Raw genomic sequence first — 21,196 nt, 5'->3', positions numbered from 1 at the left:
GCGAGCCTCCTTGAACACCATACTTCATCCTCACGAGCCTATCATTAAGATTCAATTTTCTTGATCGGGGCAAACGCTGCTAGCAACCGCTTGATCCCCATCGCTTTAAAGGCAATGTCCAATTCCTGATCATCGCCTGTTCCAGTGACCTTGACGACGGTACCCGTTCCCCACTTACGATGCGTCACCTTGTCGCCAGCTTCCCAACTGGTTTTCCCTGCACCGGTTGTCGGTACGGGTTTAACCGTCACCGGCGTTGCAGCAGTCTCGGCATGGCGGCTATACGGCGAACTAAATGCCCGATCGGTCCGGTTAATAAACGGAATATCGCTTTTCGGCTGATTGCCGCCAACGACTTCAAGCAAGTCCGGATCGATTTCTTCAATAAAACGACTAGCCGGATTATTTTGTCGCTGGCCGTATAGCATTCGGGCATAGGCATTGGACAGATACAGCTTCTGCTTGGCGCGCGTGATGCCGACGTATGCGAGACGCCGCTCTTCCTCAAGCTCGCCTTCGTCCATAGCCGCTCGACTCAGCGGGAAAAGGCCTTCTTCCATGCCAACCAAAAAGACAACCGGAAATTCCAGTCCTTTAGCCGCATGCAACGTCATTAAGGTAACTTCCTGGGCATCTTCTTCTACTTCGTCCTGATCCGACAGCAGCGCCAGCTCAGCCAAAAAGTCGACAAAAATGTCACTGTCTTCATTCTCCGGCTGATAGCGCTCGTCAAATCCTTGCGTCACCGATAGCAGTTCTTCCAGGTTTTCAATCCGAGTATCGGCTTCCAGCGTGTGTGCTGCCCGCAACGCATCCAGATAACCGCTCTCATCCAAAATGGCCCGCATCATGTCCGTAACATTCAAATCTTTGCGGCGGGTGCCGAGTTCCTGAATCATTTTGCCAAACTTCGCCAGATTACCGCGCGCTTTGCCAGAAATGGGACTGAGTTCGGCATTGGCTGCTGCTTCCAACAACGACCACCCATGCTGGCTGGCAAATGCTTCCAGCTTTTCGACACTGGTATTACCAATGCCACGCTTTGGTTCGTTCACAATCCGTGTGAAACTCATATCGTCTTCAGGATTGACGACTAACCGAAAATACGCAAGCGCATCCCGAATTTCCTTACGATCGTAGAACTTGTGACCGCCCACCATTTTGTAAGGAATATTGGACTTGACGAATGCTTCTTCAATCGCGCGCGACTGGGCATTTGTTCGATACAAAATCGCAAAATCACCATAGTGGCGATGATGTTCGGCCATTTCTTCTTCGATGCGTCGGATGACAAAAATCGCTTCGTCAGTTTCGCTTTGGGCGCGATAATACGTGATTTTGTCACCTTTGCCATTTTCGGTCCACAACGTCTTCACCTGCCGATTCAGGTTATTCTTAATCACGTCATTGGCCGCACTTAAAATGGTCTTCGTGGAGCGATAATTCTGCTCAAGTAAAATCACACGGGCCTTAGGGAAATCCTTTTTAAAATCCAAAATGTTCTGCATGTTGGCACCACGCCAGCCATAAATGCTCTGATCCGCATCCCCGACAACACAAAGATTGTGGTAACCTTCTGCCAGCATGTGCACGAGTCGATACTGGGCCTCGTTCGTATCCTGATACTCATCAACGTGAATATAACGGAACTTACGTTGATAAAAAGCCAGCGTCTCTTTGTCCTTTTCAAATAACACGATGGTTTGCATGATCAGATCGTCAAAATCCAACGCCTGATCGCTATGGAGCCGTTTTTGATACTCCGCATAAACTTCCGCGACAATTTTGGTAAAGGGACTATTAGCCTGTTCATCTGCATAAGTCTGCGGATCGATTAAATCATTTTTGGCATTCGAAATGGCCCCCAGGATTGACTTGGGGTCGTAGCGTTTGGGATCCAAATTGAAATCCGCCAGAATGTGTTTAACCAACGTCAGCTGTTCAGCTGGATCGGCAATTGTAAAGGCGCGATTATAGCCAAGCTTGTCAATATCCCGCCGTAAAATCCGGACGCAAAGTGCATGGAAGGTCGAGACCCAGATATCCCGAGCAATTTCGGGATCAACGAGCTTCCCTACCCGTTCACGCATCTCACGAGCTGCTTTATTCGTGAAGGTGATGGCAAGGATGTTCCATGGATTAACGTTTTTTTCTTCTACCAAATAAGCAATCCGGTGCGTTAACACCCGCGTCTTGCCGGAGCCTGCGCCAGCCATAATCAAAACCGGTCCTTCGGTGGCCAGTACCGCCTCGGCCTGCTTATCGTTCATACCCTTTAATGCGGCATCCATTACCATTTAACGAATCGTCCTTTCAGAAAAACCAAGTGAAAAATTCCTTGACCTATTGTACCAAACTTTGGGCCTAAGCGTGAGTGCCGGCAAGATACGATAGCGGCCAAAACAGGCGGTATTTAATGCTTATTTTAGATTCTCGCTTGACCCGAAATTTCCGTCATTCGTTGTTATTGCATATTCATTGCGTTGACAGGTCACTCTGATACACTTAAAGAAAGCAGTCAGAGAAACAGTGACTTAAAACAAGGTGGTTCTATGAAAAAAGTTTGGGTGGGGTTGGGACTTTTATTATTACTGTTGGCTGCCGGTTGCGGTGTTCAACGGCATGCAGCTAAATCCAGTCGCGCATCGACATCCGCAAGTTCGCGCCAAGTAAGTGCTTCACAGAAGGCATCATCGGTACCAAAGACGCCGTTAGCTAAATTGAAGGCTCGCTCAAAAGATACATTGGTTTATGCACCTTTTGGCGACAGCCTTTCTGTCGGGCTTTTTGCAGATAAAAAAGCCAGTCGCTTCACTTCGCTTTTTGCTCAGCAGTTGGGGCAATTAACCGGCAAAACCGTTACTGAGGCAGGCATTGCCGAAGTCGGTAAAACTGCCACGAATCTCGGCGTCTCGGCGTTGTCAAGCTTAGTGGCGCAGCAGCCGGACGTAGTGACGATCGAGTTTGGCACCAATGACGCTGTGGGTGGTGCGACGCCATCCGCCCTTGCTGCTTACCGCCAAGCCCTCACAACCATTGTGACGACGCTTCAGGAAAAGACCACCGCCCAACTGATCCTCATGACAACCTGGTCGCCGAACAACGGGCCGTATGCCGCCGCGGATTTAAAATTTGACGCTGTTGTCAAAGAGATCGGTCGCTCTTACCACGTGCCAGTGGCTAACTTAGCGACGATCTGGCAAGGCCATGATGATGTAATCGGCCCGGCTGGCACCGCCATTCCCGACTTTGCGGCTAATGGTCCGCGCGACACGTTTCATCCTAATCAAAAGGGGCATGATCAAATCGCTGCCCTACTCATCAAAACTTTGGAGGAATGATCCATGCAAGCATCTTTAAAATTTTGTCCTAACTGCGGTCAACCGATTGGCCCTGATGACGACTTTTGTCCAAACTGCGGCTTTGATTTGCGTGCTGCGCGACAACAGGCGCAAAGCACAAATCAAAAAGAAGCAGCCAATTCACAATCGTCACCTGCCACTCCTTCGTCCACCGCTTCTTCCACAACGGCTACTGCCGAACGTCGCCGCCCACCACGGTCACCACGGCGTTGGCTGCTCATAACCGGGATTGCCGTGATCTTAATACTGGGAATCGCTTATTTTGCTGGTGCGACTTATTACAGTCAGGATCGGCAAGTCACCGAGCTGGCCGAAGAAATGACCAGTGGAGATGCCGATGATATGGCGGAAGTCGCGGTAGCCAGCGATGGGACGGCGTTGCACGAGGACGATTTGAAGCCCCTTGCGCAACTCATCAAAAACCGCAGCGATCGTAGTCTTCTGCATAGCATGATTATGGCTAAGTCGACCAGCGGCACAGTTCAGATTGTCAAGGCAGGCCATGAGCTGCTTATTTTTCCAAAATATAAAGTCAAATTAGGGACAGCCGATGCCGTCGTCAAAACCAACCTTAAAAATGCCACACTCACTTTGAACGGCACGCCAGCGCAAGCCAAAGCGCATGACGGGCAATATATCATCACCGGTCAACTGCCGGGCGTCTACACGCTTAAACTCAGCGGCACGCATGACGGCACAACCAAAGATTTCACACGGGAAGTGGTGATCCCGCTAAAAGGTCAAGCATCGGATTTAACTTTAGATGCGGCAACGGCCTCCTCCAGTACCACATCTTCCAGTACCACATCATCGCAAAATTCACATCCGGACAGCAATACCCACGACGATGACAACGATGACGATTATGATGACAATGGCGTCACGAAAACAACCCGCCAGTATCCTTCCGACACGTCAAAACGCAACGACAATCATTCCACCAGTGGCATTGTTGGACGCTGGGAATCAGGCGACCGGGCAACGTTCACTTTTAATAGCGACGGCACTTATACAGCGACCAATAACGGCACACCAAGCAACGGTAAGTGGGAAGTCGTTTATCGTGACGGCAATGTCTTCAACATTAAATTCACCAAGTCTGATGGCGGCAGTGTCGTTGAACCCTTTGCACTTGATGACGAAGACTTGATCGAAACCAATCTCAAAATTAAATGGGAACGCGATGACTGATTTGTCCGTATCCCCTTTGTCATTGATGCCATGGTGTTATACTAATGGTAGTATCCGAATTTAATTCGTTAGGAGGCGGATCGTATGACATCAGATAAGTGGCGGCCATTAGTGGTCACGTTAATCGTCATTGCCGCCATCTTTGCCGCCCTGTTTATTTTGGAAGTCTTTAACAATGGCGGTGGCATGGGAATAGCCCACGGCAGCATGATGCGCGGCATTTCGTCCTGGCACATGGGCGGTTGCATGCGCTAGATGTTTGCATTTTGATAGCTTCATTGATGCCCCTGTTTGTGCATATGCACAGCAGGGGTTTTTATGTGGTGCTGAGCGTGAGCCGGCGTGCTTAGAAGCCGAAGTATAAGCGGCCTTGGTCGCAGACTTCTGCGCCGGGGAGCGCGTTATAGCATCCCCCAAAAAAATAAATAACTTGCCTAAGCAAACATATGTTCGTATAATGATAAACAGAGGTGATCTTCATGGCCTATGATTATCCACACGAACCGCATCGGGTCATTTTTTTGATTGACAATAAGTCCTTTTACGCCTCAGTCGAAAGCATTGAGCGTGGACTTGATCCGCTCAAAACCATCCTAGTTGTGATGTCTGAACAGGAGAACACCAACGGCGGGCTAATCTTAGCGACTTCGCCTATGGCCAAAAAAATGTATGGCCTCAAGAATAATGTCAGTCGTCAGCGCGATTTGCCCAACGAACCACACCTAATTGTCGTTCCGCCGCGCATGAACCTCTATATTCAGAAGAATCTGGCCATTAACGATATCTTCCGTCAATTCGTCGCCGATGAAGATCTGTGGGCTTACTCGATTGATGAATCTATCCTCGATTTAACCCATACCTGGAAGCTTTTCGGGAAAACGCCGCGAGCAGTTGCCAAGCGTATTCAGTCAACTGTTCAGCAAAAACTGGGCCTGCGTACGACGGTCGGAATCGGTGAAAATCCGGTACAAGCCAAAATTGCCCTCGATGTTTATGCCAAGCACAGTCCTGATTTACTTGGCGAAATTAAGTATGCGACGGTTCCGAACACCATCTGGAAAATTAACGAGATGACCGATGTCTGGAGTATCGGTCACCGCACAGCAGCGCATTTAGCGCGCATGGGCATCACAAACATGTACGAACTCGCCCATGCGAATCCCTATGCCTTAAAACAGGAAATGGGTATTATCGGCACTCAGCTGTTTGCAACCGCTTGGGGCGTTGATCGCACCAAAATCAGTAAGCGCATTGTAACGCGCCAGCCAAGTATCGGTAATTCCCAAGTGCTTCCGCGCGACTATAGCAATCAATTCGAAATCGAAATTGTCATCAAAGAAATCGGTGAACAGGTCGCAGCCCGCTTACGTCATCATCATAAACGTGCCGGTGAGCTTTCACTGGGTATCGGATTCTCATATGCAGAAAGCCAGCAAGACGGTCGGTCCGGTTTTACGCAAGCAAAGCGAATTCTGCCGACCAATCGCAACACCGACATTGTTGCAGCGTTGCGCGAGATTTTTCGGAAAAACTGGCATGGTGAAGTTATCCGCAATGTTGCCGTCTTCACATCCCGCCTGGCACCTGACACCGGCGAACAGCTTAACTTTTTTGAACCAGTTGATCGTCAAATCAAGGCCACCGATCTGGAACGAACACTCGATACGATTCGCAGTCGCTTTGGTTTCAAGGCGTTGGTGTACGCCAAAAGCGCGATGCATGGTGGTACAGCCATTCAGCGTGCATCACTGGTAGGAGGACACAATGGCGGCAATAGCTATGACTAAAGACCTTAAAATCATCATGGAACGGTTAACGCCACTATTTAAGCGCAAACGAAACACACGGTATTGGATCTCACTGGTGAATCAGACCTACACGCCAGCGTTCAACTTCTTTTTTAACATTCAACCCAAGGATCAACGGCAGCGCTCGATCCCGTTGCACAGTCTGCACGGCTATGATCTTGCCCAGTTAGAGGCTTTCCTTGGTTTGTTACGCAAACAAACGCAATTAACCATTGAATTTGTCGGTTTTGAAGACATGCGCTGGCCGCAAACCAACCGAGTTATTCAACGCCGTGCCCGTCTTGATGAATGATGCCCTGCTCGGTAGTCCGATTGCGTGCCTAATATAGCTAAAAGCTGAATATTGACTCCAATAAAAAAGCCAGCCTCAGACAACAAGACCGACTTTTCATTATGATTAGCACTAATTAACCGATACCACCACCAGACGATTGCTCAAATTAATAGGCAATCGTATAAGAGTGGCGTTCATCAAGCACAAAGGCCTCAGCCATCTCGGGGCCGTGCTGGGCAAGAATCTGATCCGCTAGATAAGCCTGAAGATCTTCATGGAAGTAGGTTTCAAACCCAAAACTCCACGCCTGCACCAAATGTTTACCTTGGCGCCGTCCAGCCTTAAAGTTCTCATAAATTGCGTGGTAAATGGAACGACCCGTTAACCGGACGCTCACTGGCAAGACAACGCGTTGATTGCCATGCCGGAAACGCGCATTAACCGTCCGAAAAGTCATGAAGCGAATAATGAGCAAAACACTTGGAATCATAATGCTCAAGCCCACTAGTGCGACAAAAATGATGCCCAAAACAAAGCCAACAGCACTAACTGCCATGGCGCCGGAAATCACGACGCTTAGGCCAATCACAAACAAAATCAGTAACAACGCCGGAAACAAAGCAACGCCAGCGACTAAAACCCAGAGCAACAATTTAATTGCTATTTTCATAAAGCCTCCAAAAACATGCTGTTTATTCAATGGAAATCAGGTGCACATCACTGACACCGCGAATGCCGCCAAGTTTAGTAGCGAGATCATCGAGGGTTCCTTGAAGCGCCGAAATATCAAATGATATAACGACACTTGCCCAGTTGTGGATCGGAATATTCTGGTTAATGGTCACAATGCTGGCTTGAGCTTGTGACATCACAGTCAAAACTTCCGACAAAATGCCGCGATCGTGATGAAGCATCAATGAAATGACCGCCTTACGCGATGCCATTTCATGATCTGGTAAAAACACATAGTCCTTGTATTTGTAATAAGTGCCGCGGGAAATGCCAACTCGCTTAACCGCTTCGCTCACCTGTTTAACTTCGCCATTTTGGAGCAATGCCCGCGCGGCAATCACTTTGCCGACCACGTCCGGAAGAATCGAACTGTCAACAATATAAAACTGCTTCACGCGAATCCCCCCAAAATGAACCGACTGCCAGCAACCGCTTCTCACCGACAGACATCCGTTCGAATATGTTCATATTGTAACAGTCATTGCCACTTCTGAAAAGCAAACGTCAAATTGTAAAAGATTTGACATGTTTTTAGGAAAATAAGCTCTCTTTACTTATAACACTTCGCCAAGCGCTGTCAATTCCACTTTAGGTAATCTCCGTTATAGCTCGATAGCTGCTCCTATTTCATCAATGAACCTTTAAACGTCTGCTATTTTGCAGTAGGCTGATGGTGTCTTTGAAAGGAAAAGCATGAGGGGGCTTTTGAATGAAGATGCGGCAACCGTATCATTTATCTTGGCAATTACTGACAGTGGCAATCATCATCGCGTTTATAGCGTTTGTCGAATACTGGCCGCACCTGAGTGATAACGCGTTAATGGGCAGCGGGCTCATCAGTGGTGGACTTTGCATCGGTGCATTACATATGGCACACCATGTCACCGACACGTCCAGGAGTCACAAGAAAAAGTAACACCTCTTGCCCGACAAAATAAGCTGCGGTTTTAACCGCAGCTCATCACTGTTAACGCCTGATGTTACTCCAATGTTTCAGCTAAAAAAGGATGGGCGTAATTGACTTTTCCGCGCACGCTAGCCAAAACGCCGGGGACCAGCTCCTTAATGAGATGGTCTTCGGCCACGATCGGAAACGGTGGCTCGAGTCGATAGTTTGCGGCCTTGCGAAAGCCGATGCGGCCGAAGAACTGCCGATCGCCGATGACGCTGACAAAATCGCGACGTAGATCTGTGGCCCGCATATCGAGCTCCGAAACAATCGCCATCCCTAACCCACTGCCTTGATAATCAGGTGCTACGGCCAAGGGGGCCAAGGCCACACCTTGCATATGGGCATCAGGCGTAATGGTGACTGCAGTCATCAATCCGTAACCGACTAAATGACCGTCGATGGTCGCCACCACTTCCAGCGCTGCATCATAATCAGCGGTGCGTCGTAACTCAGCGACTAACGCTGCTTCTCCGTGATAGCCGCGCTTGCTGCCGCTAAATGCGGTTTGCAATAAGGCGTCTACCTCGGCAAAGTCGTTTTGCTGTATTCGTCGAATGGTCATAATTGTCTCCTTTTTGTTATAATAATTTTTATTATACACGTTTTAACGTTTCGGTGACGTGCTGTTTCGATATCACTGCCATTTTTGAGGATGCGTTATTTATTTGGCTTAGTCTGTTGATCTGAGCCACTGGTGGTGTTGGCTGTCGAGTCTGGCTTGGTCGCAGCTGAATCGCCTGATGGCTTTGAACCGGTTTGCTTCTTTTGCTTAGGTGCCGTCTCTTCATCAGGGAAGATCAAAGTAAACGTGGTACCTGATCCTAATTCAGAATCAACATCAATGGTGCCGCCATGCAGGCCCATCAGTTGATGGACAATGGCCATACCTAGACCGGATTCGCCGTATTTCGTATTTTTCCGCGAAGGATCAGCTTTATAATATCGCTCCCAGATGTTCTTCATCTGATCTTTGGACATACCGATGCCGGTATCACTCACCCTAAACTCGGTTTGGTGGTAGCCTAATTTCCCATTAATCGTAATTTGTCCATTTTGCGTAAACTGAACCGCATTTTGGACAATGTTGAACATGATCTGAACAAACCGGTCGTGGTCGGCATAAGTTGGCAGCTTTTCCGGTGCTTCAATCGTAATCTTGTCGCCAGCTTCTTCGGCTTTTTGTGCCAGTTGTTCGGCAATATTATCAAGATCCTTGCGGGCGTTGAAGGTATGTTTGCTCAAAAGAATCTGATTCGTGCGAATCTTTTCATAATCAAGGTTCTCGTTGACCAAGCGAATTAAACGATTGGTCTCGTTACGCATGAGTTCAATGCTCTTCCCCTTGCTTTCTTCGGGAATTGCATCATAAGCCAAGCCTTCCAGCAAGCCGTTAATCGTCGTCAGCGGCGTCCGCATCTCGTGAGCTGCATCCGCCATAAACTGACGGCGCCGATCTTCTTGCCGCTGAATTTCCTGCTGGCTGGCTTTCAAAGACGTCACCATGTCACGAAAATCATCCGCTAGTTCTGCCACTTCATCATGGCTGCGGCTTTTCATTTTGACGGTCACATCATAGTTACCTTCCGCCACCTGATGCGTCGCCTGGCGCAGTTGATTAATGCGGCGAACCTGATACGACGCAATGAAGTAGCTAATAATAAAGGCCGCCAAAGTCGATAAGACGAAAGCGATGAGTAAGTTGTGCTCGGTCTTGTTAATCGAGCTTTGAATTTGCTCGACCGGTGCAAATGCCGCAATGACAAATAGTAGTTTTTCACTCAGGAAAACCGGCTGGTAATAGATTGTCATATTTTGGGACCGGCCGCTCACAGGATTGGTCATCAGCTCCGGTACGGCAACGGCTGAACCTTGTTTTAACTTCTTCCAGTAACTCGATTTAATCGCTGCCATCGGGCTTTTTTGTGAAACCGGATACTTAGCCACGTTGTTCGCATCATAAATAACAAAATGCACGTGTTGATCGCTAAGAATCTCCTCGGCATTTTGGATAAAGCGTGCATTGATCACGTAAGTATTTTCATCGACAGCGTTGTTTTTTAAAACGTCAGTGTACTGTTCAAGCTGCTTAAACCCATTTTCCCAAACTGTATTGGTTGTCGAACGAATGAACAGAATCGACACAATTACCAAGGTCACCATGATAACTGCAAAAAAGCCGATTAACTGTTGATAGAGCATTTTCATTGATCAAGCCCCGAATCATCAAACTTGTACCCGACGCCCCAAACGGTTTGAATGATTTGCGGACCGACTTTTTCGATCTTTTGACGCAGCTTTTTAATATGCGCATCGACTGTGCGTTCGTCACCATAGTATTCATAATCCCACACCAGCTGAAGCAATTGTTCGCGGGAAAAGACCTGCTTGGGGCTCTTGGATAAAGTATGCAACAAATCGAACTCTTTGGGTGTCAGACCCTCGATTTGTTTGCCATTCAAATAAGCTTCACGCGTCTTGGTACTGAGCTTGAAATGGTCGGTTTCAACGTCAAAGCCATCCTTCTTTTCCTCCGGCGCCGCCTGCTCCGCACCGACTTCGGCACCAACTTCAGCGCGGCGATGCAACGCCTTGATACGCGCAATTAGCGTAATCGGCGAAAACGGTTTGGTTACATAGTCATCCGCGCCGAGTTCAAGTCCCAGCACCTGGTCACTTTCAGTATCGCGGGCCGTCAACATAATCAACGGGACGGTTTCACTGATCTGGCGGATTTCCTTGGCCACCTGCATCCCGTCCATTTTAGGAAGATTCAGGTCAAGTGTGATAATGTCAAAGCTGTCAGGTGCTTCTTTAAACTTAGCAAGCCCTTCTTCGCCATCATAAGCGTTCACGACTTCCCACTTTTCTTTTTGAAAAAACATGGCCATCATTTCTGCCACGCTTGTATTGTCTTCAATCATTAATAGTTTCACTGATAAACCCCTCATTTCACAAATCTTTAAAACCTTTATGGCGTTTAGGTTTCGGAACGTCATCCGGTGCGACATAATCGTAAGGAAGCTGGTGATGGGCTTCAAGATACTGTCTTAGCCGGCTTTCGGTATAAACGAATCCCGGTAAGAATAACAGTACAGCCACAAAAAGCCAAATGATGAAAAAATTATCCCACGAAAGCCGGTGAATGATCCAACCGGCAGCGCCCTCGAGAGCCCCGGTAACAATCAATGCCTGGCAAAACCATCGTTGCGCTAAGCGAAAACTATCGGCATTGACGCTGGCAAGATAGGATGTGTAGCCCCAGAAATTGGTTTGATGTCGCGGTCGAAAAAGTGCCAGAAGGATGCCCATTAGTAATTGCATGCATCCAGCAACAAGTAAAATCATAGACATACCTCCATAAAATTAGCTTAAAACCTAAGTTTGCGTCAGCATAGTGCCAAGTGCAAACATTTTGACAAGTTTAATTATACCGTGGTAAGATATCATTTGCACCTTGTCGGGGGTGTAATGGTCTCGACATTGCTTTTCGCGCATGCGGTGCACCCCGGAGGCTCGGCTCCGTCATCAACGGAACAGTTAATATAACTGCAAAGAACGAAAATTCTTACGCTTTAGCTGCTTAATAACCAGCTAGCGTGATCCTTCCGACTTCGCTCAAGGGTCGGGTCTGGGTCTCAAATCATTGAGCTACGGTTGATGCTGCCACCTGAGGCATCAACAAGAGACTAGTAGGTTAGCCGCCTTGTGTTAGCCTTGCTGACTGGCGCGACATCGCGGCGAATTTTAAATCAATCAGCTATGGGTGTAGAGCTGCATGTAGCAGGGGTGATGGACAGGAGTTCGATTCTCCTCACCTCCATTATTAAGCTTTCCGATACTTTCCGTTAGTCCCGAAATGCTGTTAAATCAGCATTTCGGGGCTTTTTGTTTGCGGGTGTTTGGGGGTGTTTTAACAAAATGTGTCCGTCTGATGTCTGCTTTGCAGTCTTGAAACACCTTTAATAGTACGTGTTTTGAAGGATAACAAAAACTACTAACAACAAAATTGGTAAAGAAAAAAGCCAAGTGATGAAGAAAGATACTATCAGTCAGGAACGGCTGCCAATATCATTCTGATCGCGACCGGCATCGCGGCATTCATCAAATGGCTTCTAAAGTGGTAAAAGTAACAGAGCAAAGGACGAGGCCCTTACTTCTTGTAGACTCATTCTAACATGGAAATAACAGCATGTCATCTGAAACAAGAAAATGGACGGCGACCCGTATTGTGGCTGATCCCGCTGACAATCGCGGCAGTAGTTTTGGGCAATCAACTTTTTAGTGGGAGCGATCGGATGAGTCGCCTAGATGCGTATCTAAAACAAAACAGCGTAGCAGTCAATAAAAACATTATCAACATTACTCTACCCCATTCTCCTATTTGAAGTTCATTAACACTTTTTGACAACCATAAATGATGCTCGTGATAGCAGACCGAGTTTAACGTCACCGCCGCGATGGACGCTTTAGTTATTCAATAACTTTAATGGACTTGATTTCATTTGCATCAACGCCAATAAATTGCCCCGTCAGACAACCCACAGAAGGAATAATCGTCATATAAGGCAACCCATCGTCAGTTTCATCTGCATCAATTGCGTCCGTGACCTTTCCCTGAAGCTCGTCGCCATCAACAAAAGACACCAAAACTTGTTTTCCTAAATACTCTAAATAACTCTTCATTTTGTGCCAATCCTTTTCAGTATGGTGTGATTGCCGGCTGAGTTTAAAGTCATTCCGCCGGTGGCCGAGTTATTACTTAATGACTTCAATAGATTTAATTTCGTCTTCTGAAAGTGAAATATACGGACCAATGGCAAGCCATCGCTTTTCGCGAGGTGAAATAGTAAGTTCTTGTTCACCGGAAAAAGAATCCTCTACAGGCACCCACTCGTCAATGTACCCCGAAATGATTTCACCATCAGTGAGGACGATTTTGACCGTCTTATTATCGTAATTTTCAAGTTTCATTATCCTCATTCCTGTGTGTAATTGCTGGCCGAGTTTAACGTCATTCCTATGATGGACGTGACTAAGAAACCGTCTTAATCTCAGACTTGAAAACCTCGACAGGTCGCCCCTTTAGTGAGCCTTCCGCTGGGATAATCGTCATAGACTGCTCATTATTTTCGTTATCCTCAGCTTCGGTAACATCGTCAATATAGCCAGCCAAAACTTGTCCATCAGAAAAGGTCAGCCGAACATTTTTAAATAGATATTTGTCGAGATTCATGTTGTCTCCTCCAGGGAACTGGATGCGCACCAGTTTTGCCGTAATAAATTACGAAGTCATAATCCTCGTTGCCATTTTCTATAGTTCCGAGTATTTCACCATATTTAGTTCGTTCCTGCGTATCAACGCCAATAAATTGCACCTTCAGACGACCGACAGAAGAAATAATCGCCAGCTTCATCTGCATCTGCATTAATTGCGTCCGTGACCTTTCCCTGAAGCTCGTAACCGCCAACAGAAGACACCTGAGTTTGTTTCCCAAACTATTCTAAATAACTCTTTATTTTGTTCTTAACCCTTTCAGTATGGTGTGCTTGCCAGCTAAGCTTAACATTATTCTCCGCAGTGAACGCGTTAATTATTTGACAATGTCAATAGATTTAATCTCATCCCCATACACGACATAACTAGTCGGATCGTTATCAAGACTAACTTCGATGTTCTCACCGTTATCGTCATCCAACTCACTCGTGTAGTAGGTCACTAAAGCGTGGCTCCACTTTTCAGGTGTAACAACAGCCTCATGGTCTTTAAAACCGATTCTTACTCGCTTACCTCTAAGATTCTTTGTGAGTTTCATCTTTTGTAACCTCCCCAAGGAACGACGTGGGTTCGCTTCCTCTTACCAGATTCGAGCTTTTCAAGCGCATAATAATTACGCTGAAGGCGCTGCTACTTTTCAGATTTATTATACTTGATCTCCTTGAAAACCGATATTGATTTCGTCAGACCATCTTTAATTAGCTTGGTATACTTAGTGAGTTCTTCACGATTGTTTTTAAAGTTTTTCTTGTGTACCCATGCTTTATCAAACTCACACCAAAATCAGCAGCATCACCGAGCTAAAAATCACCTCAGATTAGCCGTGTTTTGGTAAAATAATAAAGCCAATTCAAAAGAGTTATAACTCATTTACATTAACGCGTTCGTAGTCGCAGAAACCGGGCTGGCGAACGCTCAGGAGGGAACAACTATGAATCATGAAGTTACCACCTTAATCAGCATTCTCGAATCGGCCGGTTTTTCGCACGACGAACTTGCCGGCACGCTCGCCGAACTGAATGATGCCGTTAATAACGGTCAGGCAACATCCATTCAACTTGTGAGTCCGGGTGCCGCGGCACGCTATATCAAACGAATCAACGATGAAACCATTTTCCAAGCCCGATTCCGTCATAGCGATGAACCGGACCTGCTTAATAATGAATCAAGTGACGAACGGATTGAAAACCCCAATCAGGATTCGTGCATTGTAATCAGCTACGACCCAGCCCAACATTAGAAAGGAGGCGCGCATGAAGAAGATCGAGCATCGACCGATTGCAATCGTCACGATCATCGCCGGCAGTCTCGGCGTTGTCGCCAGTGGCATGAGTCTTGTCTCCGGCATTCTGCTGTTGACCAAGCGTCGCCGATCGTAAGTCAATCAAAAAAGCAAAACACCTGCCGTTGCAACTTGCCCTTAAATTTAGGAACAAGTCACAACTGCAGGTGTTTTTTAATGTTCAACGATGTTCATGCGCCAAAATTATTCAGGCGTGACTGACTTTTTCCTTGCCTTCTTCTTCACGCCGCCGATTAATAGCCTTTATATCGGTGACTCCGTCAAACGTTAGCAAGGCAGACTGGTAGTCACCAATGAGTTGGGCTTGCTCGCGGTTGGCACCATTAAACTGAATTGGTAAGCGGACGCCGACCCGCTGAAGGACATCACCGGAAATCGGGCCGGTGTGACCATTCACCCAATAACGGCGATTCGGCTGGGCTAACGGTATTTTCATATATTGCACTGTCCGGCTGTCGGCATCGGCAAGGACGCGGAAGAACCCTAAAACCAGTCGCTTACGGGCATGATCACTCAGCAACCATGCCACTTGATTCTGGCCATTGGATTGACGCGGCAACAATAAGCTGAAGTCGCCATTTAGAACAAGCGGCTGCAGATCATGATAGTAAGAAATCTGGTCCTTGATTATTGCCAGTTCTTTTGGTGACAACTTGGTTAAGTCGAGTTCATAGCCTAAAATGCCAAACGCTGCAACACGAAAACGGGTTGCCAATGGCGTTGTCCGTCCGACTTGTTCATTCGGCACGGCCGTAACATGATTGCTCATGCAGCTTAATGGATAGGCAAGCGCCGTTCCTGACTGAATGGCCAGCCGTTCAATAGCATCGGAATCGTCACTGGTCCAGATTTGCGGGCTATAAAAGAGAATGCCCAGGTCAAACCGTCCACCACCACCAGCACAACCTTCAATCAACAGCTGCGGAAATGCCGTCAACAATTTCTGATAAAGCGTATAGACGCCTTGCACATAGCGATGGAAAAATTCGCCTTGCGGATGGCCGATTTTAGCCAGATAAGGCGAGTATGCCTCGGTGATACTTCGGTTCAGATCCCACTTAACGTAATCCAGATGCGTTTCGGTGATGACTTTTTGCATCTGATCGAAAATATTGTTGACGACCGCCGGATTGCTGAAGTCGAGCACATACTGATTGCGGGTGATCGAGAAGCGTCCGCGTTTTGGCCGGACAACCCAATTCGGGTGCTTCTGGAAGAACTGCGACCGCGGGGATACCATTTCCGGTTCAAACCACAGACCGAACTGCAATCCGAGGTCGTGAATCTCCTGCGCAAAATGGCCAAGTCCGTCCGGAAACTTGTGCTTGTTGGTAAACCAATCACCAAGTGAACTCAGATCGTTATCACGCGTCCCAAACCAGCCATCATCAAGGACAAAACAGTCCACTCCGACTTGACGCCCGAGTTTGGCTAAGCGCAACAGCTTTTGTTCATTTAAGTCAAAATAAGTTGCTTCCCAGCTGTTTAATACCACCGGACGCGTTTTTTGGCGCCATTGCGGATCAATAATATGCCGCGCTACAAACCGCTGATTGACCTGTGCCAGTCCGGCAAGCCCGCCGGAACTGAAACTAAAAACTGCTTCAGGCGTGGTAAAACTAGTCTTCGGATCCAAACGCCAACTAAAGGATGCCGGATGAATACCGATTAGTAGCCGCGTCTGATCCCACTCGTTGACCTCGATACTATCCAAGAAATTGCTGGAATAAATCAAGTTGGCGCCATAAGTGTCACCACTGGTAAACGACCGATTGACAGCATGTAAGGCCACAAAGGGATTCTGTTCATGACTGGAGGCCCCCCGCAACGACTCGACCGAAAACGTACCTTGCGTTAGTGGCTGAGTTTGAATATGCCGCTCTTTTGCCCAATTACCAGATAAGTGCACAACATCAAATCGACCCTGCGGCAGATTCAAGACCCCACTCAACATCCGCTGAATCATCACCGGTTCAGAGCCTTGGTTGGTCAAAGTCGCAGCTCGAACCACCGTCGCACTGTCGGAAAAAATGGTATATTGCAACGTCAGTAACAATTGTGCCGTTTCGTCTTCCAGATGAATCGTCAAAACATCCGTCAAAGCCGGGTTACCAAAACTGGTCGGATGATGAAGATCACGCATTTTCGTGTGACTGATATGATAGTCTTTGAATACAAAATTCGGATACACCGGTGCATCGTCCTGCGTCACACTTAAACTACCTTGCCTAAAATCACCGGTACCATAAACCGGATATTCTTGCTGGGCATCGCCTAAAGCAAAAGGCTGGTCACTAGAAAAATTAGCCATCCAGGCATACGGACTGGAACCTTGTGACAAATAATCCAAGTCTGTGTTGGTTAGTGAAAGTCGCGGTCCAAAATAAAGGTGCCCAAGCTGTCCATTTGGCAACAGCGAACATAGATAACTGATTTTCTGATTATACAAATGAAAGGCATGATCGTGAATAACGTCGATCAATTGAGATCCCCCTTTGATTTTGTTCATACCTTCGTTATAGCATAGAATTTGCGCAGATGTTGTTTTCTGAAAAAGCAATTATGAATTTTCTCAATGAGCACCAGGCACTTGCCTGCGAATACTTTTCACTTAAATGGCAAAATGTTCCCCAATCGCAGAAATGAAGTCAGTTCGCATCCATACACAAAAGCCGGAAACTGTTTTCATAATTTTGAAAACGGCTCCCGGCTTCTTTTTATTTTTGCGGATCCCAGCCTGCAATGTCTTGTGATGAAAAGGTATACGTCAATTTCCGATGATAAGCAGCTTCATAGGCACGACACTTTTGCTGGTAATCGCGTTGCATCATTTGAAAACTGTTGTCGCGAACCGATAATTTAGGATCGGGATAAATGGGATCAAGGACGTGGAGAATGTAGCGAACTTCCCGCAGTTGTTGATTCTCTCTGGCCGGCAGATCGCGAATTTCCGTGAAACAGGAAATGATCGGCACATTGCCAGACGCCGCGTAAAAATAAGCGCCGCGCTTTGGTGGCCGCGGTTTACGGTAATTAAACCACATTTCCTGTTCTGGATAAATCAGAACCCAATGATGCCCGTTAAACGCCGCCGTCAGCATTTGCATAAACGGGCCGTTCAGAAAACTGGGTCGCCCGGATAACGGAATCGTATCATCATAGTTCATGACAAACCCCAACAGCCCTTTCATGGCCAAGTTCGTATCCTGACTCACGATATACATCCGATGACGACCTGCCAAACGGACCGCTTTACGTACAGCCATATTTTCAAAAGGACTGAAATGGTTGCTGGTAATGACCCCGCCACTTTTAATGGAGCGAATCTTATCAATGCCAACAACGTCGACATCCTTTGTCACCCGCAGCGCGTAAGCATTCACCATGAGGCGGCAAATCAATGTTTTGAGCCGAAACGACCAGGCCTGTCGCTGATGCAGGTAGCGGTTGATGATCGCCGTTTCCTCAGCTTCGGAAAAAGTCGGATCATGCTGCTCGACTTTGACGTTGAACGTTTTGGCAGTAACCGCTCGGCGAATGTTCTCAATCACCGCCGCCCGATCCGGTCCGACAAACTTTCCCGATTTCATAGCGCCACCTGTTCACCATGTTTGACGGCATTCAAGATGGTGTTACTTGTATGACATGCCTGGACTGCGGTCTTCAACATGCCGGCCATACTGTCGCGATCGGCTTGTTGATCAGCTGGCGTAAACGCCGCTAACTGCTGCTTCAAATCGTTTTCAAACCCCGAAGCCGGCGCGTAATGCCAGAACCGGTCGCCTAGCTTAGCGTTTTGATAGTGCCACGGCTTACCAAAAAGATTATAGTGAATCAGCTTGCCACCGGGTTCTGCAGCGGTCGGCACGCCGGTTTGCATGTTCCAGATTTTCGGTAAGTACTTGATCCGATGTTGCGCAATGACATTAATGTAATCCTGATCAGCCGCAATCATCGTGAAATGGTACGTTTTCAACAAATGCAGGAACCGACTTGAAAAGTGTTCCTTCCGCAACTGAGCCAGATTCATCAGTAACACGCCCGAATTAATATACTCGCCTGGTTGAACGCCAAAATCACGTTGGATGTATTCAATCGTCTCCGGATAAGTCATCATCACCGGATCAGCCACGCCAGCAAATAAATGATCGCCCATGTTCGTTGCAAACAAGGTGGTTAAATCCCCATCTGCTACCGTATCCGCATCGATATAGATGGCTTTATCATATTGGGGAAACATGTCGGCAATAAACAGCCGAAAATAAATTGTCAGCGTCACATAATCACCGCGTAACTTATTTGTATCGCCACTAATTTGTTTTGTCACCGCATCCATCGCAATGAATCGGATCTTAAAGTGCGGTGCTGCCAATGCTGCCAGTCGCTTTTGGTTATCCGCCAATAAGCCGCTGTTAAGAATATTGATCTCAAAATCAACTTGGGGATTTTTGTTCGCCCGAATCGAGGTCAGCGCAACGGCCAGACAAGGGACATACCCATCATCTACCGAAAAGAAAATTGGAACTGTGGTCGTATTGGTCATTTAAGACACTTCTTTCAATTTAGGGGCTAGATGCCGATAATCTTTTAACAAATCATCATATTCATGTAAGCCTAACTGCTGATGCACCGCCTGAATCTGCCAAGGCTTGACGGTCACAATCCGAAAATATGGCCAGAAACGGAAAAAAGTCGTGAAATGTTGAAAGACGGTATCCGGTTTAAGCTGATGTTGTTCGTTATATTTTTGCGGCAAGATTCGTTTGAATTTAGCCTTTATGTTCAAAGCACTTTGATCCGGCATGAACAGCCAGCGATGCCGAACCAGCCGCCGACACCGAACCAACAAACCATCTTCCCGAATATGGGCAAGATTCATCAACAGCACGCCGGAATTAAGATAATCGAACCAGGCAAGCCGATGATGAAACCACCATTTGCCATAATGATCTAAGACACCGGCAATATCAACATCCGTCATTGATTGATTGTAAAACGCATCAAACGGGCGACGGCAAATCACATCCGTATCCAGGTACAACACGCGATCGGGCAACTCCGGCACTAAATCGGCATACAGCCGAAGCATACAGTAAGGCGTGAACATCGTGCCCATGTTAGCAAGCGGTGGATTAGCCAAGAACTGGTCCGTGATGTCAATCCGCGTCAGTTGATGAGCCGGATTCTGTGCCTGCATCAGCTTAGCCATCCGCTCAGCTGTCTCAGCAGCGAACGGTTGGTAATGATGGTCCTTGACAGTTAACGTCGCCGTCAAAATAAAAATATGTAACGGGTGGCGCGTCTGCTTCATTAGCGACAACGTAGCAATCAAAACGCCGTCTGTCATGCTCGCGTCACCGCAAAACAAAATATTGGTGGTCACGGCCGCGCCCTCCCTTCCTGTTGGTATCGAATATACTCGGTATTGCTTAAAGTGGCACGGTTCGTCATGACTTTTTTTACCTGCTGGGCTAGCTTTTGTTGCCGCAACTTGATTGGGAGTTGACGATCAGGCCAAAATGGACCGTCGACATACAAAATCCGCCGCGGTTTGCGCCGCCAGTGACGTTTTTGATACGTCATGGTGGTCACAAAAACCGGCGCATCAAGTTCGACAGGATAATGAAACGCACCGGTCTCAAACGGGCGGATGCCGGTATAATACGGCCAGACATGGGCTTCAGGATAAATCATGACAACATGCTTAGCCTGAATAAGCTGGCGAATTTCAGTATTGAAATCACGCAACTGATGTAAGCGCCGTGGAACCAGGACACCTCCGCCATAAGGTACCAGACGGCCAAGAACCGGGACGCTCAAGTTCGCAGCAGATGCCAATGTAAATACTCGGCGTGATTGATTCACCCGCATCGGCGTGAAAACATCCCCAAACGGCTGGGTATGATTCCCATAGACAAAATAACCGCGACCGGCTGCCTGACGAAAAACCTGCCGATTGCGGACATGCAGCTTTATGCGACAGTAGCCTTGGGCAAACAGCCATGATCCGCCATAAACAAGATCCGCTTTCAGTCGAAACCCACGCGTAGGCTGCCACCGATAATTAGCAGGGATGACGGAATTTTGATTAGGCGCTGCAACAACGTCATCGGTCAACCGCCGATAAGTCAAAACTTTAGCCATCAAGATCTCCTCTCTCCCCGTGAGTGAACGTGTTATGGCGCCCGAACGTAAACCACTCCGCTCTCAAGCCAAGAACGGTACCATCACCATTAATAACAAAAATAACGCCACCAAAACAATTTACGACCCACTAACAGCATAACGCGTCAGCAAAG

At 47.4% G+C, this 21,196-nt stretch carries 25 protein-coding genes and 1 other RNA gene; 9 read left to right on the top strand and 17 right to left on the bottom strand.

Annotated elements, in window-relative coordinates:
- Positions 1-44: 44 nt before the first annotated feature.
- Entirely contained in the window at positions 45-2,297 is a 2,253-nt protein-coding gene (pcrA, locus tag LACPH_RS04870; RefSeq protein WP_274784661.1) for a DNA helicase PcrA, read from the bottom strand.
- Positions 2,298-2,552: 255 nt separating this feature from the next.
- Between pcrA and LACPH_RS04865 the strand changes: the two genes are divergently transcribed.
- The 5 genes from LACPH_RS04865 to LACPH_RS04845 all read left to right on the top strand — a co-directional run bounded on the left by LACPH_RS04865 (position 2,553) and on the right by LACPH_RS04845 (position 6,653).
- A complete protein-coding gene (locus tag LACPH_RS04865) occupies positions 2,553-3,341 on the top strand; it encodes an SGNH/GDSL hydrolase family protein (protein WP_274784660.1) in 789 nt (262 codons plus the stop codon).
- Between the two features lie 3 nt (positions 3,342-3,344).
- Positions 3,345-4,553, top strand: a complete 1,209-nt coding sequence (locus tag LACPH_RS04860) for a zinc-ribbon domain-containing protein (RefSeq protein WP_274784659.1) — start codon at positions 3,345-3,347, stop codon at positions 4,551-4,553.
- Between the two features lie 84 nt (positions 4,554-4,637).
- Positions 4,638-4,808 (top strand): hypothetical protein, encoded by a 171-nt coding sequence (locus LACPH_RS04855; protein ID WP_047105870.1) that lies wholly within the window; start codon positions 4,638-4,640, stop codon positions 4,806-4,808.
- Between the two features lie 224 nt (positions 4,809-5,032).
- Positions 5,033-6,340, top strand: a complete 1,308-nt coding sequence (locus LACPH_RS04850) for a Y-family DNA polymerase (RefSeq protein WP_274784658.1) — start codon at positions 5,033-5,035, stop codon at positions 6,338-6,340.
- Positions 6,318-6,653, top strand: a complete 336-nt coding sequence (locus LACPH_RS04845) for a hypothetical protein (protein ID WP_049169976.1) — start codon at positions 6,318-6,320, stop codon at positions 6,651-6,653. The genes LACPH_RS04850 and LACPH_RS04845 overlap by 23 nt, the downstream gene beginning before the upstream one ends.
- Before the next feature lie 148 nt (positions 6,654-6,801).
- Here LACPH_RS04845 and LACPH_RS04840 read toward each other — a convergent pair whose 3' ends face one another.
- Positions 6,802-7,305, bottom strand: coding sequence for a hypothetical protein (locus LACPH_RS04840; RefSeq protein ID WP_010489165.1), 504 nt, complete (start codon positions 7,303-7,305; stop codon positions 6,802-6,804).
- A 22-nt stretch (positions 7,306-7,327) separates the two neighbouring features.
- Positions 7,328-7,762 carry an ACT domain-containing protein gene (locus tag LACPH_RS04835; RefSeq protein ID WP_025012936.1) on the bottom strand — a complete coding sequence of 145 codons (435 nt, stop codon included), beginning with the start codon at positions 7,760-7,762 and terminating at the stop codon, positions 7,328-7,330.
- A 314-nt stretch (positions 7,763-8,076) separates the two neighbouring features.
- Here LACPH_RS04835 and LACPH_RS04830 point away from each other — a divergent pair, with 314 nt between their 5' ends.
- Positions 8,077-8,283, top strand: a complete 207-nt coding sequence (locus LACPH_RS04830) for a hypothetical protein (protein ID WP_274784656.1) — start codon at positions 8,077-8,079, stop codon at positions 8,281-8,283.
- A 64-nt stretch (positions 8,284-8,347) separates the two neighbouring features.
- Here LACPH_RS04830 and LACPH_RS04825 read toward each other — a convergent pair whose 3' ends face one another.
- From LACPH_RS04825 to LACPH_RS04810, 4 genes are all read right to left on the bottom strand, one after another.
- Positions 8,348-8,881, bottom strand: coding sequence for a GNAT family N-acetyltransferase (locus tag LACPH_RS04825; protein WP_049169974.1), 534 nt, complete (start codon positions 8,879-8,881; stop codon positions 8,348-8,350).
- A 95-nt stretch (positions 8,882-8,976) separates the two neighbouring features.
- Positions 8,977-10,524 carry a sensor histidine kinase gene (locus tag LACPH_RS04820; protein ID WP_087911892.1) on the bottom strand — a complete coding sequence of 516 codons (1,548 nt, stop codon included), beginning with the start codon at positions 10,522-10,524 and terminating at the stop codon, positions 8,977-8,979.
- Positions 10,521-11,252: a response regulator transcription factor gene (locus LACPH_RS04815; protein WP_087911891.1), complete on the bottom strand. Its 732-nt coding sequence runs from the start codon at positions 11,250-11,252 to the stop codon at positions 10,521-10,523. Before LACPH_RS04815 ends, LACPH_RS04820 begins: the two co-directional genes overlap by 4 nt.
- Before the next feature lie 16 nt (positions 11,253-11,268).
- A complete protein-coding gene (locus LACPH_RS04810; RefSeq protein WP_274784655.1) occupies positions 11,269-11,664 on the bottom strand; it encodes a hypothetical protein in 396 nt (131 codons plus the stop codon).
- A gap of 114 nt (positions 11,665-11,778) precedes the next feature.
- On the opposite strand from LACPH_RS04810, the gene ssrA reads away from it, so the two are divergent.
- Positions 11,779-12,142, top strand: a transfer-messenger RNA (tmRNA) gene (gene ssrA, locus LACPH_RS04805).
- A 647-nt stretch (positions 12,143-12,789) separates the two neighbouring features.
- Here the strand turns inward: ssrA and LACPH_RS04800 are convergent.
- The 5 genes from LACPH_RS04800 to LACPH_RS04780 all read right to left on the bottom strand — a co-directional run bounded on the left by LACPH_RS04800 (position 12,790) and on the right by LACPH_RS04780 (position 14,036).
- A complete protein-coding gene (locus LACPH_RS04800; protein ID WP_274784653.1) occupies positions 12,790-13,002 on the bottom strand; it encodes a hypothetical protein in 213 nt (70 codons plus the stop codon).
- Positions 13,003-13,074: 72 nt separating this feature from the next.
- Complete coding sequence (locus LACPH_RS04795) at positions 13,075-13,290, bottom strand: hypothetical protein (protein WP_274784652.1); 216 nt, start codon at positions 13,288-13,290, stop codon at positions 13,075-13,077.
- 61 nt (positions 13,291-13,351) lie between these two features.
- Positions 13,352-13,552 (bottom strand): hypothetical protein, encoded by a 201-nt coding sequence (locus tag LACPH_RS04790; protein ID WP_274784651.1) that lies wholly within the window; start codon positions 13,550-13,552, stop codon positions 13,352-13,354.
- Positions 13,527-13,733, bottom strand: a complete 207-nt coding sequence (locus LACPH_RS04785; RefSeq protein WP_306387333.1) for a hypothetical protein — start codon at positions 13,731-13,733, stop codon at positions 13,527-13,529. The genes LACPH_RS04790 and LACPH_RS04785 overlap by 26 nt, the downstream gene beginning before the upstream one ends.
- A gap of 177 nt (positions 13,734-13,910) precedes the next feature.
- Entirely contained in the window at positions 13,911-14,036 is a 126-nt protein-coding gene (locus LACPH_RS04780; RefSeq protein WP_306387331.1) for a hypothetical protein, read from the bottom strand.
- A gap of 489 nt (positions 14,037-14,525) precedes the next feature.
- On the opposite strand from LACPH_RS04780, the gene LACPH_RS04775 reads away from it, so the two are divergent.
- Positions 14,526-14,834, top strand: coding sequence for a hypothetical protein (locus tag LACPH_RS04775; protein ID WP_010489241.1), 309 nt, complete (start codon positions 14,526-14,528; stop codon positions 14,832-14,834).
- Positions 14,835-14,847: 13 nt separating this feature from the next.
- The gene (locus LACPH_RS04770) at positions 14,848-14,973 is read left to right on the top strand and encodes a hypothetical protein (protein WP_257789391.1); all 126 of its coding nucleotides are present in this window, start codon (positions 14,848-14,850) and stop codon (positions 14,971-14,973) included.
- Between the two features lie 111 nt (positions 14,974-15,084).
- Here the strand turns inward: LACPH_RS04770 and LACPH_RS04765 are convergent, their stop codons facing one another.
- From LACPH_RS04765 to LACPH_RS04745, 5 genes are all read right to left on the bottom strand, one after another.
- A complete protein-coding gene (locus LACPH_RS04765; RefSeq protein ID WP_306387328.1) occupies positions 15,085-17,379 on the bottom strand; it encodes an alpha-galactosidase in 2,295 nt (764 codons plus the stop codon).
- Between the two features lie 235 nt (positions 17,380-17,614).
- Positions 17,615-18,487 carry a lysophospholipid acyltransferase family protein gene (locus LACPH_RS04760; protein ID WP_274784647.1) on the bottom strand — a complete coding sequence of 291 codons (873 nt, stop codon included), beginning with the start codon at positions 18,485-18,487 and terminating at the stop codon, positions 17,615-17,617.
- Positions 18,484-19,440, bottom strand: coding sequence for a glycosyltransferase family 8 protein (locus LACPH_RS04755; protein WP_274784646.1), 957 nt, complete (start codon positions 19,438-19,440; stop codon positions 18,484-18,486). The genes LACPH_RS04760 and LACPH_RS04755 overlap by 4 nt, the downstream gene beginning before the upstream one ends.
- Entirely contained in the window at positions 19,441-20,280 is an 840-nt protein-coding gene (locus LACPH_RS04750; protein WP_274784645.1) for a glycosyltransferase, read from the bottom strand.
- Positions 20,277-21,041, bottom strand: a complete 765-nt coding sequence (locus tag LACPH_RS04745) for a lysophospholipid acyltransferase family protein (protein ID WP_274784644.1) — start codon at positions 21,039-21,041, stop codon at positions 20,277-20,279. The genes LACPH_RS04750 and LACPH_RS04745 overlap by 4 nt, the downstream gene beginning before the upstream one ends.
- Between the last annotated feature and the right edge of the window lie 155 nt (positions 21,042-21,196).

This window comes from Lacticaseibacillus parahuelsenbergensis (assembly GCF_030770265.1).
GTDB lineage: Bacteria > Bacillota > Bacilli > Lactobacillales > Lactobacillaceae > Lacticaseibacillus > Lacticaseibacillus casei.
The sequence above is the reverse complement of the archived record's forward strand: the minus strand, read 5'-3'. Positions and strand labels throughout refer to the sequence as shown.